Origin of the sequence: Clostridium puniceum, assembly GCF_002006345.1 — a bacterium.
Classification (GTDB): domain Bacteria; phylum Bacillota; class Clostridia; order Clostridiales; family Clostridiaceae; genus Clostridium; species Clostridium puniceum.
Genome location: NZ_LZZM01000174.1, coordinates 1 through 17,146, shown reverse-complemented (window position 1 = coordinate 17,146; position 17,146 = coordinate 1). Strand labels below are relative to the sequence as shown.

Sequence of the window (17,146 nt, the reverse complement as noted above, 5' to 3'; positions counted from 1 at the left end):
CGTCCATTGAATAAAGGGAGTGTGGAAAAATGAAAATTGTAGTAACAGGTGGAGCAGGATTTATTGGTGGAAATTTTGTTCATTATATGCTTAATAAATACGAAGATTATAAAATAATAGTTGTTGATGCTTTAACATATGCAGGAAATATGGAGACTTTAGCGGAAGTACAAGATAATCCGAATTTTTCATTTTATAAGCTAGATATAGCAGATAGAGATGCTGTATATGATATGTTTGAAAAAGAACATCCAGATATGGTAATTAATTTTGCTGCGGAAAGTCATGTAGATCGTTCTATTGAAAATCCAGAAATATTCTTAAAGACTAATATTATTGGTACGGCTGTGCTTATGGATGGTTGCAGAAAATATGGTATTAAGAGATATCATCAAGTATCAACTGACGAAGTATATGGAGATTTACCTATTGATAGACTAGACCTTTTCTTTACAGAAGAAACTCCAATACACACCTCGAGTCCATATTCATCAAGTAAAGCATCTGCTGATCTTTTAGTTGGTGCATATTATAGAACATACGGATTGCCAGTTACAATTTCAAGATGTTCTAATAATTATGGACCATATCATTTTCCAGAAAAGTTAATTCCTCTTATGATAGCAAATGCATTAAAGGATAAAGAGCTGCCTGTATATGGAACAGGTGAAAACGTACGTGACTGGTTATATGTAGAGGATCATTGTAGTGCAATTGATTTGATCATTCATAAGGGCAGAGTTGGTGAAGTTTATAATATTGGTGGACATAATGAAAGAACAAATTTAGAAGTTGTAAAAACAATAATTCATGAATTAGGGAAATCAGAAGAACTTATTAAATATGTTGGGGACAGAAAAGGACATGATATGCGTTATGCTATAGATCCTGCAAAGATTCATAATGAACTTGGATGGCTTCCTACAACAACCTTTGATGAAGGAATAAAAAAGACTATTAAGTGGTATTTAGATAATAAATCTTGGTGGGAAAATATAATTAGTGGTGAATATCAAAACTACTATAAGAACATGTATGAAGATAGATAGTTCTCTAATAGTAGGTGATAAACCATTAGTATCTATATTATTAGCTGTCTATAAGCCAAAGGAATCTTGGCTTATAGAACAGCTGATTTCGTTGAATGAACAAACATATGAAAATATAGAATTATTAGTTTATGATGACTGCCCTGATTGTCCTATAAATGAAGAGATTATAAAAAATTATATTACAAAGTTTTCATATAAATTAATAAGAGGGACTGAAAATAAAGGTTCAAATAAAGCCTTTGAAGAGCTTACCAAGGTTGCAGAAGGTGATTTTTCTGCATATTGTGATCAAGATGATATTTGGGAAGCTGATAAGTTAGAAATTTTAATAAAATTGATTCAAAAAGAAAATGCAGTACTTGCTTACAGTGATATGTCAGTTATAGATAAAGATTCTAAAACTTCGGCTGAAAGTTTAAGAACAGTTAGACCTAGATTAGAATACATATATGGAGAAAAATTGTTTGATAAATTATTCTTTAGTAACTGTATTGCAGGTTGTAGTATGCTGGTATCTAATAAAATCGCAAAAAGTACTATTCCATTTTCAAAAGTTACAGTTCATGACCAGTGGATTGCTATGATAGCTGGTTTTTATGGTAAAATAGTTTTTGTAGAAAAACAACTTGTAAGATATAGAATACATGGGAATAACCAGACAGGAATTTTAACAGGTATTTATACTAAAAAAGATTATTATAATATAAGATTAAAGCCTTTAAAGCAGAGGTTAGCCGAATTTAAAGAGGTCTTAAAAGGTGAAAATTTAAAGAGTATTGAAAAGTTTTATGAGGCTAGAACAAATAAAAGAATATTTAGAATTTTAAAATACAGTTATTTAAGTAAAAAAGAAGCATATTTTGAAGTTATATTGAAGTATATGCCTAATTGTGTATTTAAAAGAATAATTAAAAAATTAAAGTGAGATGATAAAAGATGATACTTGTTACTGGAGTTAATGGACAGCTGGGGTTTGATGTTGTAAAAGAATTAAAAAAAAGAAATATTGAATGTGTAGGAATTGGTAAAGCTGAATTAGATGTAACAGATAGAAATGCGGTTAATGAGTATATTTCAAGGTTAAAGCCAGAATGTGTTATACATTGTGCTGCATATACAGCAGTTGATAAAGCAGAAGATGAAGAGGAAATTTGCACTAAGGTAAACGTATATGGAACAGAAAATATAGCAAGGGCTTGTAAAAAAGCGGATTCTAAGATGATTTACATATCTACAGATTATGTATTTGATGGGCACCGAGATAAGCCATTTGAGGTTGATGGGAACATAAAGCCACTTTCAGTATATGGAAAAACTAAATCTGAAGGTGAATTAAAAGTAAAAGAAATTTTAGATAAATATTTTATAGTTAGAATTTCATGGGTATTTGGGCTTAATGGGAATAATTTTATTAATACAATGCTTAGATTAGGTGAAGAAAAGGAAAGTTTAAATGTTGTGTGTGATCAAATAGGAAGCCCTACATATACTTTTGATTTAGCGCCACTTTTATGTGATATGGCTGTATCTGAAAAGTATGGAGTATATCATGCAACTAATGAAGGTTTTTGTTCTTGGGCAGAATTTGCAGCAGAAATTATGAAGAAGGCAAATTTAAATTGTAAGATAAATCCTATTCCTACAAGCGAGTATCCAACAAAGGCTGTTAGACCTTTTAATTCTAGGCTTTCTAAGAAGAGTCTTTCGGATGGTGGATTTGAATTGTTACCTAGTTGGAAAAATGCTTTGGATAGATATTTAATAGAGTTGAGATAAGAGGATAATAAGAATATGAATAAGAAAAAATTTGTTAAATTAGTAATATTATTTTTTTTAATGATTATATCAAATATATTAGTATTTAAATATTGTAATTTGGAATATAGAAATATAACTTTAAGTTATAAACTAACATCTGATAAGCAGGATACATATCAAGTATTTTATGGAAATGATGCATCATGGACAGAAGAACAATCCCAAAAAGCGAATTATTCAGATGTAAAAAAACAAGAAACACTAAAGTATACAATTCCAAAAGATATGAAAGAATTGAGATTTGATTTAGGAAATCAAGAGTCACATATAAATATATCAGACATTAAATTATCAAAATTAGGGAAAAGTATAGATTTAGATGTAAATCAAATTTTAGATAAAAATAATCAATTTCAAATTGGGCAAATAAAAAAAGTTGAGACATCTTTTGATATTGAAACAACAGGTACAGATCCGTATATAATATATAATGTGGATTCTAATATAGTAATGGAACTTGTTGAATATGAAAATATAATAAATAATATACTTAAAGTAGGAATTTGTATAATGGTAGATATACTATTATTAATAGTTTTAAAAAAATCAAAAAGTGTTATTTCATTAATTCAAGAATTAAATAATAATAGGACGTTGATATGGAGCTTATCAAAAAATGATTTTAAAACTAAATACGCCGGTTCATATTTAGGTATAACTTGGGCGTTTATACAACCGGTAGTAACTATACTGGTTTATTGGTTTGTATTTGAGTTTGGACTGAAATCTGGATCACCAATAAAAGATGTGCCATTTATAGTATGGTTCATGACAGGATTAGTTCCATGGTTTTTCTTTCAAGAAGCATTACTTAATGCTACAAATTGCATGTTAGAATATAGTTATCTAGTAAAAAAGGTGGTATTTAAAATAAGTATACTGCCAATAGTAAAAATAGTATCGGCAGTATTTGTGCATTTAGTATTTATAGTTTTCTTATTCATTGTAGCAGGAATATATGGATTTTATCCATCACAGTATACAATACAACTGATATATTACTCATTTTGTACATTTTTTATGGTGCTTGCGATATCATATGCAACATCAGCAATAGTAATATTTTTAAAGGATCTTGGACAAATAATAAATATATTTTTACAAATAGGTATGTGGATGACTCCAATAATGTGGAGTTATACAATAATGCCTAAACAGTTGCAATGGATAGTAAAGTTGAATCCAATGTATTATGTAGTAGAAGGATATAGAGATACAATTATAAATCATATTTGGTTCTTCCAAAGATATTTTCAAACAGTATATTTTTGGGTAATAACATTGGGATTATTTATTGTTGGAGCAATGATATTTAAGAAATTAAAACCACATTTTGCAGATGTACTGTAGGGAGAGAAAAGAATGAATAATATAGCTATAAAAGTAGAACAATTAAGTAAAATGTATAAGTTATATGATAAACCAGCGGATAGAATGAAAGAATCATTAAGCTTAACAAAAAAAATATATAGTAGAGAACATTATGCATTAAATAATATATCATTTGAAATAAAAAAAGGTGAAACGGTAGGAATAATAGGAACCAATGGTTCAGGTAAGTCAACAATATTAAAAATTATAACAGGTGTATTAAATTCTAGTAAAGGAAATGTAATAGTTAATGGAAGAATATCAGCTTTATTAGAGTTAGGTGCAGGTTTCAATCAAGAATATACTGGCATGCAAAATATTTATCTAAATGGAACTATGTTGGGTTTTACAAAAGAGGAGATTGATGAAAAATTAAGCAGTATTATAGAATTTGCAGACATAGGAGAATTCATCAATCAACCCGTTAAAACTTATTCAAGTGGTATGTTTGTAAGGTTGGCATTTGCAGTAGCTATTAACATCGAACCAGAAATATTAATTGTTGATGAAGCACTTTCAGTGGGTGATGTTTTTTTTCAGGCTAAATGTTATAGAAAGTTTGAAGAGTTTAAGAAGCAAGGAAAAACAATTCTATTTGTAAGTCATGACTTGGGAAGCATTAGCAAATATTGTGATAGAGCTATATTGTTAAATAAAGGGTGTAAGCTAAGTGAAGGAGAAACTAAAGAAGTTATTGATATATATAAAAAGGTTTTAGTAAATCAACTAGATGATCCTATAAAAAAAGATGATGAAAATAAACAAAATTTGCAAGATGGAATATGGAAGCAATCAATGAATATTAATCCTAGTAAAATAGAGTATGGAAGTAAGTTGGCCGAAATAGTAGATTTTGCTGTAATTGATAATAATGGAACAATAACCAATAATATAGTTAAAGGTGAAACATTCACTATTAAAATGAAAGTTATTTTTAATGAAATAATTCAAGATCCTATTTTTGCTTTTACAATCAAGGACCTAAAAGGAACTGATATTACTGGGACTAATACAATGCTAGAAAAAATAAATGTTTTAGTATCAAAGGTAGGGCAAGTAAAAGAAGTTACATTTACACAAAAAATGAATTTACAAGGTAGAGAACATCTATTATCATTGGGCTGTACTGGGTTTAAGAATGGAGAATTTACTGTATATCATAGGCTTTATGATGTATGTAATATTACTGTTATAGCAAGTAAAAATTCAGTGGGGTATTATGATATGAATTCTGATGTAAGAATAAAATAGAAAAGGATTAAGAGAGGAATATATATGAATGAAAAAATAGGAAATGTACTTTTAGACTATAGATATTATCCAGGTGAAGATTTATATAGTGATGGGGAAGTTGAAGATGAACTTTTAGATATTGTACAAAATAATACAGAAGAAGAATTTAATAAAATTATTGAAGAACGTAATAATTGGCCAATAATGTATCATTTATCCCATTTAAGGACTAATATAATAGAATGGGTACCAATTAACAAGCAACAAACAGTACTCGAAATAGGATCAGGATGTGGAGCAATTACAGGAACGTTGGCAGATAAAGCAAAGAAAGTAACATGTATAGATTTATCAAAAAAACGAAGTCTTATTAATGCATATAGAAATAAGAATAAAAATAATATAGAAATTCTAGTAGGTAATTTTGAATATATAGAAAAAGATATTGTAGAAAAATATGATTATATTACTCTTATAGGGGTATTTGAATATGGAGAATCTTATATATCAAGTGAAAAACCTTATGAAAACTTTCTGAAAATAATTAGCAAGCATTTAAAGGAAAATGGAAAGATTATTATTGCAATAGAGAATAAATTAGGTCTAAAATATTGGGCAGGGTGCAAAGAAGATCATGTAGGGAGATATTTTGAAAGTATAGAAGGATATCCTAATACACATGGTGTGAAGACTTTTTCAAAAAAAGAACTAGAAGGAATTATACAGTCCAGTGGATTTGATAATTACAAGTTCTACTATCCATATCCAGATTACAAGTTACCAAATAGCATTTATTCAGATGATTACCTACCTAAGAAGGGTGAACTAAGCAATAACATGCGGAATTTTGATGCTGAGCGTATGATTTTATTTGATGAAAGCAAAGCGTATGACTCTATAATAAAGGAAGGCATATTCGACATATATTCTAATTCATATTTAGTTATGTTAGAAAAAGGGAAAGATTCAAGCGATAATATTATATATTCTAAATATTCGAATGAAAGAGCTGATAAGTTTAAAATTAGAACAGATATAATCAAAGATTCTGACGGAAATGTATTTGTTCAAAAGGTAGCACTTACACTTGGATCACAAGAACATATTAACAAGATATATAAAAGTTATAATCTATTATCACAAGCGTATAAGGATTCAAAGATATGTATTAATAAGTGTAGTATAATAGAAAAAGGTTTAAAGTTTGAATACATTCCTGGGAAAACATTGGTAGAAGAACTAGATCAAATTTTATTTGAAAAAAATTATAAGAAATTATTTGAAGACATAAAAAATTATGTAGATACTATTGAATTAGGGATAAAGAAAAAGAATTTTGAATTGACAGAAGATTTTATAAAAGTGTTTGGTGATGTAAAATTACCCTCTTACTTAAAAGCTACTGAAATTACTAATATTGATCTTATTTTTAGTAATATAATTATCGGTAATAGGTGGAATGTTATAGATTATGAGTGGACATTTGATTTTCCAATCCCATTTAATTTTATTATTTATAGAGCGATAAGTGGATATATATTTAATTCAAATAAAAAAAATGAATTAATGAATTTAGGATTATATAAGTTTTTAGGTATCACAGATCAGGAAATGCAAGCATACGGTAGCATGGAAAGGTGCTTTGAAGAATATGTACTAGGTGGATTAGCAAAATTAAATGATTTACATGGTAAAACTACAGAGCCTAATGTAGATATACAACAATTAATCCAACATCAGAAGACTAACTCTGTTAATAATGCGATACAGATATTTTATGATTATGGTGAAGGATTTAGTGAAAAAAATTCATATAAAATTTATCCTTTATTTAATGATGGGGATAAAGTTGTATTAGACATACACATAAAACCTAATATTAAACAAGTTAGAATTGATCCTTGTAATAGTTACAGTTTAATAAAGATAGATAATGTAGTGGGGTATGATAATATAAAGTATTCTGATGCAGAATACTACACAAATGGAATACAGTTAAATAATAAATCGCTGCTGTTTGCTAATGATGATCCTCAAATAATAGTGACAAATTTAAACCCTGAAACCAATAAGATAGAATTAACATTTGAGATACAAATAATATCTAAAAAATTTGCTGTAGAGTTATGTAAATTTATTGAGGATAAAGAAGAAGAAGTAAAAAGCAAAGAGGAAGAAATAAAAAGCAAAGAGGAAGAAATAAAAAGCAAAGAGGAAGAAATAATTGGAAAATTAGAGGAATCAAAGGCAAAAGAAAAAGAAATAATTCAATGCAATAAAAAAATAGAAGACATTCAAATGGAACTTAAAGATAAGGTTGAACGAATTCAAAAATATAATGAAATGTCTTTAATAAAAAAAATTAGAAATCAAATTTAATATAAGGAGTTATTAAATTATATGTTTAAATACAATATTGAAAGTAATCAACTATTAAGTAATAACGGGAAGATTAATTTAATTTTAAAAGGTTGGGCATTTCATACAGAGAAACCAATTAATATAAAGGTTATAGATGGTAAAGGAAAAAAACATGAGTATAAATTACAAAAGAGTAGAAGAAATGATGTTTTTAGACATTTTGAGAATAATAATAATGCTCTAGAAAGTGGAATGATACTTGAAATAAATTCAATTCACAAAAACATAAAGAAAATCATGGTAGTGTTTTTAGATGAACAAGAAAACATATTAGGAGAACATATAGTAGACATTAAAAAATTAAACTTAGAAGGTTTTAATAGTAAAATTTCATATAAGAATTTAGAAAAAGTATTTCGTAGTGTAAAAAACGATGGCATAAGACTTACCTATAATAAGATTATTAATAAGTTTAATAATGTAGGAACAGGTAATCTGGAACAAGAAATTATAGAGCCATATTTCTTTATAGATGAAAGCTATCAATATGAACCTTCAGAAAATCACAATATTATTTTAATTATCAATTCTACAAATAATATATCAAAGGATTATTACTTACAAACAATAAAAAGTATTAAAAATCAACAAATTAAAACTATTATTAATGTATACAGTCCAACTAATGAGAAGTTAGTACTAGAATATAATGATTTATTGAAGAACTGCACTAATATAAAATGCGAAAAAATATTAAGTACAAATGATGATCTATTAAAGTTCATTAAATCAAATGATTTAGATAGTAGAGATGCATATTATATTATCCTTACATCAGGTGACTGTTTAGCTAGTTCAACTCTTGGTCGAGTTCAAGAGGCTTTAGACCATAATAATGCTAAAATAATAACATTTAATGAAGATAGAATATTACGAGAAGACTATATAGCGCCATTATATAAAGAAGATGCTATTAATCAAAAGCGAAATAAAAATGTTATATTCAGAAAAGCTTTAGTGATACATCAAAGTGTAATAGAAGATTATTTAGAAAATAAGATTAATATATCAGATATTCATACTATTAATAATGTTTTATACCACTATAGAATAAGTAAAAATTCTAATAAGCTAAGTAATGTAAAACCTATAGCATTTTATCTACCACAATATCATGCTATACCAGAAAATGATGAATGGTGGGGAAAAGGATTTACAGAGTGGACTAATGTAACAAAGGGAGAGTCACTTTTTGAAGGACATTATCAACCTCATGTCCCTAGTGAGTTAGGGTATTATAATTTAGTAGAGGATAAATCTATACAATATAAACAGATAGAATTAGCAAAGGAATATGGTATACATGGATTTTGCTATTATTATTATTGGTTTAATGGAAAAAGACTATTAGAAAAGCCGTTGGATAATCTATTAGCAGATAAGGGATTAGACTTTCCATTCTGTATTTGTTGGGCCAATGAAACATGGAGCAGAAGATGGGATGGACAAGAAAAAGAAATTCTTATAAAACAAGAACATAATGAAGAAACAGATACTAATTTTATAGAAGATGTAATTCCAATATTAAAGGATGAAAGATACATAAAAATTGATGGTGCTCCATTATTACTTATTTATAGATCGGAATTATTTCCTGATTTGGATGGAACTATTAAGAAATGGAAAAAAATATGTAGGGAAAATGGAATTAATAAATTACATGTTTCTTTAGTTCAGTCATTTGGATTAACTGACCCTAATATTTATGGAGGAGATTCAGCAGTAGAGTTCCCACCTCATGGTGTTATTACAGGGGAAATATCTAAAACTATGCCAAATTTAGTGAAAGAATTTGGAGGTAGCATTTTCGATTATAGAGATGTAGTAGCAAGATATGTAAATAAGAGACCAGACAATTATAAAATTTTCAGAGGAACTATGTTAAGTTGGGATAATACAGCAAGACGAGGAGCTAATTCCAATATATTTAATTATGCTAATCCCGAAGAATATAGTAAATGGTTAACAGGAATTATTGATTATACTACTAATTTTAATGATGATGAATATCAATATGTATTTATAAATGCTTGGAACGAATGGGCAGAAGGAACACATTTAGAGCCAGATGAAAAGTATGGTACAGAATATTTACAAAAAACTAAAGATAGTCTATATTCGAATTATTAGGAGGACCAATAATGATAGATGATTTAGTAAGTGTAATAGTTCCATCATATAACTATGAAAAATATATAATTGAATGCTTGCAATCAATTGCAAATCAAGATTATAGAAATATAGAGTTGATTATAGTAGATGATTTTTCAAAAGATAATAGTAGGAATTTAATAAAAGAATTTATAAAGCAATATAGTGAGAATAAAAGATTTATACAGATAAAATATATTGAAAATATTCAGAATGAAGGTGCACATTACACTATTAATAAGGGAATTCAACAAGCTAAAGGAAAATACATTGCTGTAATAAATGCAGATGACCTATATGAAAGCAATAGGTTTTCTGCAATTATACCTAAGATGAAGGAAAAGGATGTTAATATTGCATTCTCAAGTGTTGAGGTGATAGATGGAAAATCAATTATTGCACAAGGGGAAGAAGCGCAGAATTTTAGAGATATACAAATTCGTATTAACGAATGTGGACAAGTATCTCATGCATTAATGATTCAGAATGTTGCTATATCAACAGGGAATATGGTATTTACTAAAGAATTATATAATAGGTTAATAGGCTTTGAAAAGTATAAATATATTCATGATTGGGATTTTATTTTAAGAGCTGCACTTATTCAAGAACCTTTATACTTAGAAGAAACTAAATATTACTATAGATTACATAATGATAATAGTTTTAGGGAATTGGGTGATATTGCAGATCAAGAAGTAAATTTAGTTTTAAGTAATTTCTTTAATCAAATTAAGGCAAAGAATGTCACTAATCAAAATCTATCGAAGGATAGTGTAGAATTGTTTATTAAGAATACATATTTATATAAATATTGGACCAACGATAACCTATTAAAAATAATCCTAAAGAAAATTATGAAAAAGTTAGGAAGTTAATTGTTATTAAAGATGAGGGAATTATTGCAGTATATTTAGCTGCTATTTCCTCTAATTTTATAACTTGTTATGATTATGAAGGAGATAGCAATGAGCAGAGAACGTATATATAAAAATAGATATTTATTAATAGTATCAATATTAATACTACTAGGGATATCTTTATTCTTTTTGATTATGAATATGAATACTCCTATGATGGGAGAGGATTTTGCTTTAATTAGTTTTTCGCATTATTATGAACCAGTTTCAATAGGAGATCACATAAGTTTGATTGTAAATAGGATTGTCAAGCAAGCTTGCAATTGGAACATAAGAATTGGGGAACAAATTACCATTATTTTTTGCAGTATTGATGAAATATATTACTATATTGGAAATACAATTATAAGTGTATTATATGTATTGTTAATACCTATATATGCATTTGGAAGAAAGCTAAGGCTAACTAAAAGAGATGATATTATAAGCATAATAATGAGTTTTTGCTTAATTATGTTGTTTCAACCAGTATTAGGAGAAATATTTTTTTGGAGAGCTGGAAGTGGCAACTACTTATGGGCTGTATTTATTTTATTAGTATTTATTATTCCTTTAAGAATGATAATTGAAAATAAAAATATATTTGAAAATAAAAAAGTATTTATTGTAGTACATACTTTATTAGGTTTTTTTGCAGGATTAACAAATGAAAATACGGTAATTACTTTTATAGTAATATACGTGTGTACTATTATATATAGAATCAAGAAGAAACAAGAAGTTTACTTGTGGATATGGAGTTCATTTATATCACTAACAGCAGGTTTCTTTATAATGATTTTTGCACCATCTACTGCAATTAGAATGCAAACATATAAAAAGATATTTGGAATTGATAATGTAAGTATTAAAGATTATATTTATAGGGCATTAAATATAATTCATAGATTTTTTACTGAAAATGCATGTTTAGTAATTATACTTTTAAGTATTCTTGTATTATATATAACATTAAATTATAAGAAAATAAAAGAAGTGAAGTTCAAAAAATATATGTATACTCATAAAATAGCATGTATAAATATAATGCTTTTACTTTCATCTTCATTATCAGCAGGCGCGTTAATTGGTGCTCCGTATATTGAAACAAGAGCATTCTTTTTAATAGACTTTTTTATGATGGGATGCGTTATTTATTTTAGTATACAATTGCTTAACGAAAATAATAAATTTATAAAAGTTACTTTATATGCATTAATAGGTATATTATTATTGTTTACTATAAAACAAGATATAATAATTTTAAATACATATAATGACTATAATAAATTCATAAAACATAATTATAATATTATTGAAGAGGCTAAAAATAATAATGAAAGTAGTGTTAAAATTTCACCTTATAATTATATAAATAATAGAATCCTGAATACCAGAGAAGACTATCTACAGTCCAATTTAAAGCACTTGGAGGGATATTTTGGAATAAAAGTATTATATTCTATGGAAGATAAGTATTTAATAGATGAAGCACAGTTAGAAGCAAAATACATAGAAATTATGAATGGGATGGATTATGTAGATTATAATCAAAACAAGCAGCAATTAAAAATAATAGGGTGGGCAGCAATTCAAGATAAAGATTCTAAGAACAATGGTATTAGTATATTATTAAAATCTGATAACAAGACATATGAATTTCCAACTGATAGAAATAAGAGAAAAGATGTTTCAGAGTATTATAATAATAGATATTATGATGATACAGGATTTTCATTGGACTTATCTGATTTAGATAATATAGTGGAGAAAGGTAAATATAAGATAGGGATATGTATTAAGGATAATACAAGTAATGGTAACTTTGTTATGTATACTCAGAAGGAACTTGAAATAAATTAATTATAATAGAAAGAGTGATAATGTGACTAATAATAAAAATGATAAAATTTTTATTTCGGGACTAGAATCAGTAAGAGGAATTTCAGCATGTTTGATTGTATACTTTCATGTTTGGGCATTGTGTGGATTTGCAGGTGGTTCCGTAGTATTAGATAGTATAGTAAGTAATTTCGATTCATCTGTAAGAATGTTTTTTTTATTGAGTGGTTTTGCTTTACTATGTGGATATGAGAAAAGTTTATTTAGCAGTGAAGTTTCCTTAAAAAATTTTTATATAAAAAGATTTTTTAAGATTGCACCAGTTTTCTATTTAGTAGTAATTATTCAGGTTCTTATAAGCTATTTTTTTCAAAATCACTTATATAGTATTACAAGTATAATTATGTCGGCCACACTTTTGTTTGGATTTTTACCAGTAAATCAAGAGTTAATTGTTTGGGCATCATGGGCTGTAGGAATAGAGTGTATATTTTATCTTGTATTCCCATTATTTGTATTAATTGCAAAAAACAAATATTATTTAATTGTTTCATTAATTTTAAGCTTAATAATAACTTATAATTATAGTTCATTGATAGGGAATGGAATACCCAATTCACATATGAATATATTAATATATTTATCATATTTTTTCATGGGTGGTGTTTTATATAGAATAATACCATTAATAAGTAAAATAAAGAAGGGTAAAGCATGGAACATAATAGAAATACCATTTTTAATAACTTCGTTGATGTTAGGTATATTAATAACTAAATTATTTAGTAGAGATATTGGCATGTTAATAGCATTTTCATTAATTATATGTGGAGCTATATATGGATATTCATGTATAATAGAAAATAAAATTACTAGGTTTTTAGGAAGCATAAGTTATCCTATGTATCTGTTGCATATGATTGTAGTTCAAGTGTTGAGTAAATTTGGGGTTATACAAGCTATATCACGTTGTATTTCAAATGTATATATAAGATATGTAGTTGTAGGCACACTTGTAGTATTATTTACTTGTATATTAGCACATTTTGTAACACGATATGTAGAACGTTATTGGGTGGAGAAGGGCAAAAGGTATTTAAAAAGAATCTGATTTTTTAGATTAAAGGAGAAATTAATATGGAAAAGATATCTATAGTGGTACCGTGCTATTATGAAGAAAAATCTCTACCATTCTTCTATAAAGAAATAAGCAGGATATCTGAGAAAATGAATAATGTAGAGTTTGAATTAATATTTGTTAATGATGGTTCAACAGATGGAACATTAGGTATAATGAAAGATTATGCTCATGCAGATAAAAGAGTAAAATACATATCATTAAGTAGGAATTTTGGAAAGGAATCAGCATTGTATGCTGGATTAGAAAATTCAACAGGTAATTATGTTGCAGTTATGGATGCAGATTTGCAAGATCCTCCTGAATTATTAGAGAAAATGTATAATGATTTAATAAATGAAGAGTATGATTGTATAGCAACAAGAAGAGTAGATAGAAAAGGCGAACCACCAATACGTTCTTTTTTTGCAAAATGTTTTTATAAGATAATAAATAAAGTTTCTAATACAGATATAGTAGACGGTGCAAGAGACTTTAGACTTATGAAGCGTGGAATGGTAGATGCTATTTTGAAGATGAAAGAATATAATAGGTTTTCTAAAGGAATATTTGGATGGGTAGGGTTCAATACAAAGTGGTTAGCTTATGAAAATGTAGAAAGAGTGGCAGGAGAAACAAAATGGTCATTTTGGAAGTTGTTCATATATTCCATTGAGGGAATTGTAGCATTTTCAACTATGCCACTATTAATTTCATCTTTTATTGGGATGCTATTTTTCATAATATCTCTAATAATGATATGCTTTATTATTTTAAGGACAATCTTATCAGGTGATCCCGTAGCAGGTTGGCCATCACTAGTTTGTATTATATTTTTTGTTGGTGGAATTCAACTATTTTGCACAGGAATATTGGGACAATATCTTGCTAAAACTTATATTGAAACTAAAAATAGACCAATATATATCATTAAAGAGACTAATATAGATTAAAGTAACTGGTAGAATGATGATATTATGTATAAAATAAAGATATTATTAACAATGAATTAATCAAATGTATAATTTGGGGTTGTTAATGACCTTTGTTAATATTTTAAGTGAGCATAATTATGTGTGAGATATAAAAGAAAGAGATAACATTAAGGTGTTTAGGAAACTATTTAAACCAAAATTATGATTTAGCTGATAAAATGAATATTGTTAAATTCAATCATATTGGTATAGATGGCTATGAATCAATTTAGCTTACATTGTCCTACTAAGGTTTGAAATTACTAACCAAATTAAGAAGAAATTTAGATAAATTTATTTATTAATATTTATGTTAGCTTTTCTAGAATGAAAAGTGTGGAATATGGGTAGAAAGTGAATGTGGAGGAATTATAAGAATGCTAAAAGAAGAAAATTTAATTACAACAGATAAAAAACAGCGAAGTTCTAATTTTGAATTATTACGGATTATTTGTATAATACTTATTGTATTATACCATTGTACTGGGGCTATTGGTTCTCCCAATAAGTTATCTTTAAATAGATTTGTATTAACATCAACAGGTTCTTGGGGGATTCTGGGGGTAGATTGTTTCTTTTTAGTTAGTGCATATTTTTTGAAAGATGGTAAGTTTAAGAGTAGAAAATTATTTGAACTTATTTTGCAAGTGGCATTTTATGCTATTCCATTCTTTATATTCTTTATAATTTATCAAGCCTATTATGTTCACGATCAGAATATAGTAAATACAGTTATTAAACAATTTTATATAGGATTATTCCTTAATCCTTTGTTTTCGAACCTTTATTGGTTTATAACTGCATATTTATTTCTTTATTTAAGTGTTCCTTTTCTTAATATATTTCTTTTGTCATTATCAAAGGATAAATTGCATAAATTTATAATTATTCTAACAATAATAATACCGATATATGGTATGACAAAAGTTGGATATAGTGTAATAGAAGATTATGCTTATGTAGTATATATATATATATTGCAATTTTATTTATCTCAAAAAAATAATAATTGGTTTGAAAAATACGCTAAAATAGGCTTTTTTACATGCACTTTTATAATATTTTTTTCAATGTATATTGCACCTGAAATTCACATTAGCATTGGAATGGAGTTTTATTATTATACAGTAGCTAATACTGGAAGGCATTCGGCGATTATGTTATTAGACGCATTGTTCCTCTTTAATATGTTTAAAAATATTAAAATTAATTATTCTAAAACTATAAATTTAATTTCAAGCACTACATTAGGAATATATTTGTTTCATGAATATGATTATCTAAAGTTGCGTGACTTAACAGTAACTTTATTCAAAGATTGGACTGGCTGTCAAGAATTAAATCAAATGTGGTACATGCCTATGTTTTATTTTTCAGAAGTTGTTCTAATACTTATTTTTGGTGTTTTAATCGATTTAATTCGCCAAAGAATATTTAATGCAACAATTAATAAGGTATTAGAATCAAAATATAAACATATATTAAAAAAATTTGATTATTGGATGAATGAATAAAGACATTATAAAATGAGTGGTGTTAGAATAATCTTACCCCTATGTCTTAAGGATAATATAAAAAAGAGTGTTAGGTACATAAAAGATGATTTCTTCATTGTGAACAGGAGTCATCTTTTTTTGATTCCAATTATATCTATAATATAATTATTGTAATATATTATATACTTGTATATTTTACTTTTTGAGTTCTTCAAAGGCTTTGCATATTTTTGTTTTAACACAGCCCTTCACGTGTTCACCAAAGCATTCTGAGGGGTGCAACGGTTTTCACGATGAGACATTGATTGTGCTAAGTGACTTTTTTGGGTAAGCCTGAAAAATAAGGCTTGTATAATGGCATCACTACCTGGAATGGATGAAGGCATTTTCGGCTATCATTTAAGCTTATAATTCCATCTTTCTTATATAAGTCGTTACATTTGTCAGCTGATTGCTAAATTTTTTTAACCATAAGATGCTAATATCAAATTTATTTTTAGAGAATATTTCTATAGGAAATTTCCCACTCATGTTCCTTCAATAAAGAGTCTTTTAAATTAATCTGTATATGTTATTGATGTTTAGTAACTCTAAGAATATTATTATTTTTCTCTAAATTTATAAGATCTTCTTTTGTAAATGTACATGTTAATATGAAAGTGGTTCTTTCCAATGTTAGTTGAATTTTAGGTATTCGAGATTTAGAATTTTGCTTCTTAACAAAGCAAAACTACATCTGCCATACATAATGCGCTTAATTACCTTTAATTTA

12 protein-coding genes are annotated in these 17,146 nt (G+C 27.0%); all 12 read left to right on the top strand.

What is annotated here, in order from left to right:
- Positions 1 to 29 precede the first annotated feature (29 nt).
- The 12 genes from rfbB to CLPUN_RS13625 all read left to right on the top strand — a co-directional run bounded on the left by rfbB (position 30) and on the right by CLPUN_RS13625 (position 16,392).
- On the top strand, positions 30 to 1,049 hold the full coding sequence (gene rfbB / locus CLPUN_RS13680) for a dTDP-glucose 4,6-dehydratase (RefSeq protein ID WP_077847820.1): 1,020 nt from the start codon (positions 30 to 32) through the stop codon (positions 1,047 to 1,049).
- A complete protein-coding gene (locus CLPUN_RS13675) occupies positions 1,036 to 1,977 on the top strand; it encodes a glycosyltransferase (protein WP_077847846.1) in 942 nt (313 codons plus the stop codon). The genes rfbB and CLPUN_RS13675 overlap by 14 nt, the downstream gene beginning before the upstream one ends.
- Before the next feature lie 11 nt (positions 1,978 to 1,988).
- Positions 1,989 to 2,828, top strand: coding sequence for a dTDP-4-dehydrorhamnose reductase (rfbD, locus tag CLPUN_RS13670; protein ID WP_077847819.1), 840 nt, complete (start codon positions 1,989 to 1,991; stop codon positions 2,826 to 2,828).
- Positions 2,829 to 2,843: 15 nt separating this feature from the next.
- Positions 2,844 to 4,220, top strand: a complete 1,377-nt coding sequence (locus tag CLPUN_RS13665; protein WP_077847818.1) for an ABC transporter permease — start codon at positions 2,844 to 2,846, stop codon at positions 4,218 to 4,220.
- Positions 4,221 to 4,232: 12 nt separating this feature from the next.
- On the top strand, positions 4,233 to 5,492 hold the full coding sequence (locus CLPUN_RS13660) for an ABC transporter ATP-binding protein (RefSeq protein WP_077847817.1): 1,260 nt from the start codon (positions 4,233 to 4,235) through the stop codon (positions 5,490 to 5,492).
- A gap of 24 nt (positions 5,493 to 5,516) precedes the next feature.
- Entirely contained in the window at positions 5,517 to 7,853 is a 2,337-nt protein-coding gene (locus tag CLPUN_RS28105) for a class I SAM-dependent methyltransferase (RefSeq protein WP_198944341.1), read from the top strand.
- Between the two features lie 21 nt (positions 7,854 to 7,874).
- On the top strand, positions 7,875 to 10,025 hold the full coding sequence (locus CLPUN_RS13650) for a glycosyltransferase WbsX family protein (RefSeq protein WP_077847816.1): 2,151 nt from the start codon (positions 7,875 to 7,877) through the stop codon (positions 10,023 to 10,025).
- Positions 10,026 to 10,036: 11 nt separating this feature from the next.
- A complete protein-coding gene (locus CLPUN_RS13645) occupies positions 10,037 to 10,924 on the top strand; it encodes a glycosyltransferase family 2 protein (RefSeq protein WP_077847815.1) in 888 nt (295 codons plus the stop codon).
- Positions 10,925 to 11,014: 90 nt separating this feature from the next.
- Entirely contained in the window at positions 11,015 to 12,808 is a 1,794-nt protein-coding gene (locus CLPUN_RS13640) for a DUF6056 family protein (RefSeq protein ID WP_077847814.1), read from the top strand.
- A 22-nt stretch (positions 12,809 to 12,830) separates the two neighbouring features.
- Entirely contained in the window at positions 12,831 to 13,898 is a 1,068-nt protein-coding gene (locus CLPUN_RS13635) for an acyltransferase family protein (protein ID WP_158078770.1), read from the top strand.
- 26 nt (positions 13,899 to 13,924) lie between these two features.
- Positions 13,925 to 14,857 (top strand): glycosyltransferase family 2 protein, encoded by a 933-nt coding sequence (locus tag CLPUN_RS13630; protein WP_077847812.1) that lies wholly within the window; start codon positions 13,925 to 13,927, stop codon positions 14,855 to 14,857.
- A gap of 398 nt (positions 14,858 to 15,255) precedes the next feature.
- Positions 15,256 to 16,392 (top strand): acyltransferase family protein, encoded by a 1,137-nt coding sequence (locus tag CLPUN_RS13625; RefSeq protein ID WP_077847811.1) that lies wholly within the window; start codon positions 15,256 to 15,258, stop codon positions 16,390 to 16,392.
- Positions 16,393 to 17,146: the final 754 nt, after the last annotated feature.

Coding starts and splice junctions, on each gene's coding strand:
- rfbB (WP_077847820.1), top strand. CDS start 30: ATGAAAATTGTAGTAACAGGTGGAGCAGGATTTATTGGTGGAAATTTT.
- CLPUN_RS13675 (WP_077847846.1), top strand. CDS start 1,036: ATGAAGATAGATAGTTCTCTAATAGTAGGTGATAAACCATTAGTATCT.
- rfbD (WP_077847819.1), top strand. CDS start 1,989: ATGATACTTGTTACTGGAGTTAATGGACAGCTGGGGTTTGATGTTGTA.
- CLPUN_RS13665 (WP_077847818.1), top strand. CDS start 2,844: ATGAATAAGAAAAAATTTGTTAAATTAGTAATATTATTTTTTTTAATG.
- CLPUN_RS13660 (WP_077847817.1), top strand. CDS start 4,233: ATGAATAATATAGCTATAAAAGTAGAACAATTAAGTAAAATGTATAAG.
- CLPUN_RS28105 (WP_198944341.1), top strand. CDS start 5,517: ATGAATGAAAAAATAGGAAATGTACTTTTAGACTATAGATATTATCCA.
- CLPUN_RS13650 (WP_077847816.1), top strand. CDS start 7,875: ATGTTTAAATACAATATTGAAAGTAATCAACTATTAAGTAATAACGGG.
- CLPUN_RS13645 (WP_077847815.1), top strand. CDS start 10,037: ATGATAGATGATTTAGTAAGTGTAATAGTTCCATCATATAACTATGAA.
- CLPUN_RS13640 (WP_077847814.1), top strand. CDS start 11,015: ATGAGCAGAGAACGTATATATAAAAATAGATATTTATTAATAGTATCA.
- CLPUN_RS13630 (WP_077847812.1), top strand. CDS start 13,925: ATGGAAAAGATATCTATAGTGGTACCGTGCTATTATGAAGAAAAATCT.
- CLPUN_RS13625 (WP_077847811.1), top strand. CDS start 15,256: ATGCTAAAAGAAGAAAATTTAATTACAACAGATAAAAAACAGCGAAGT.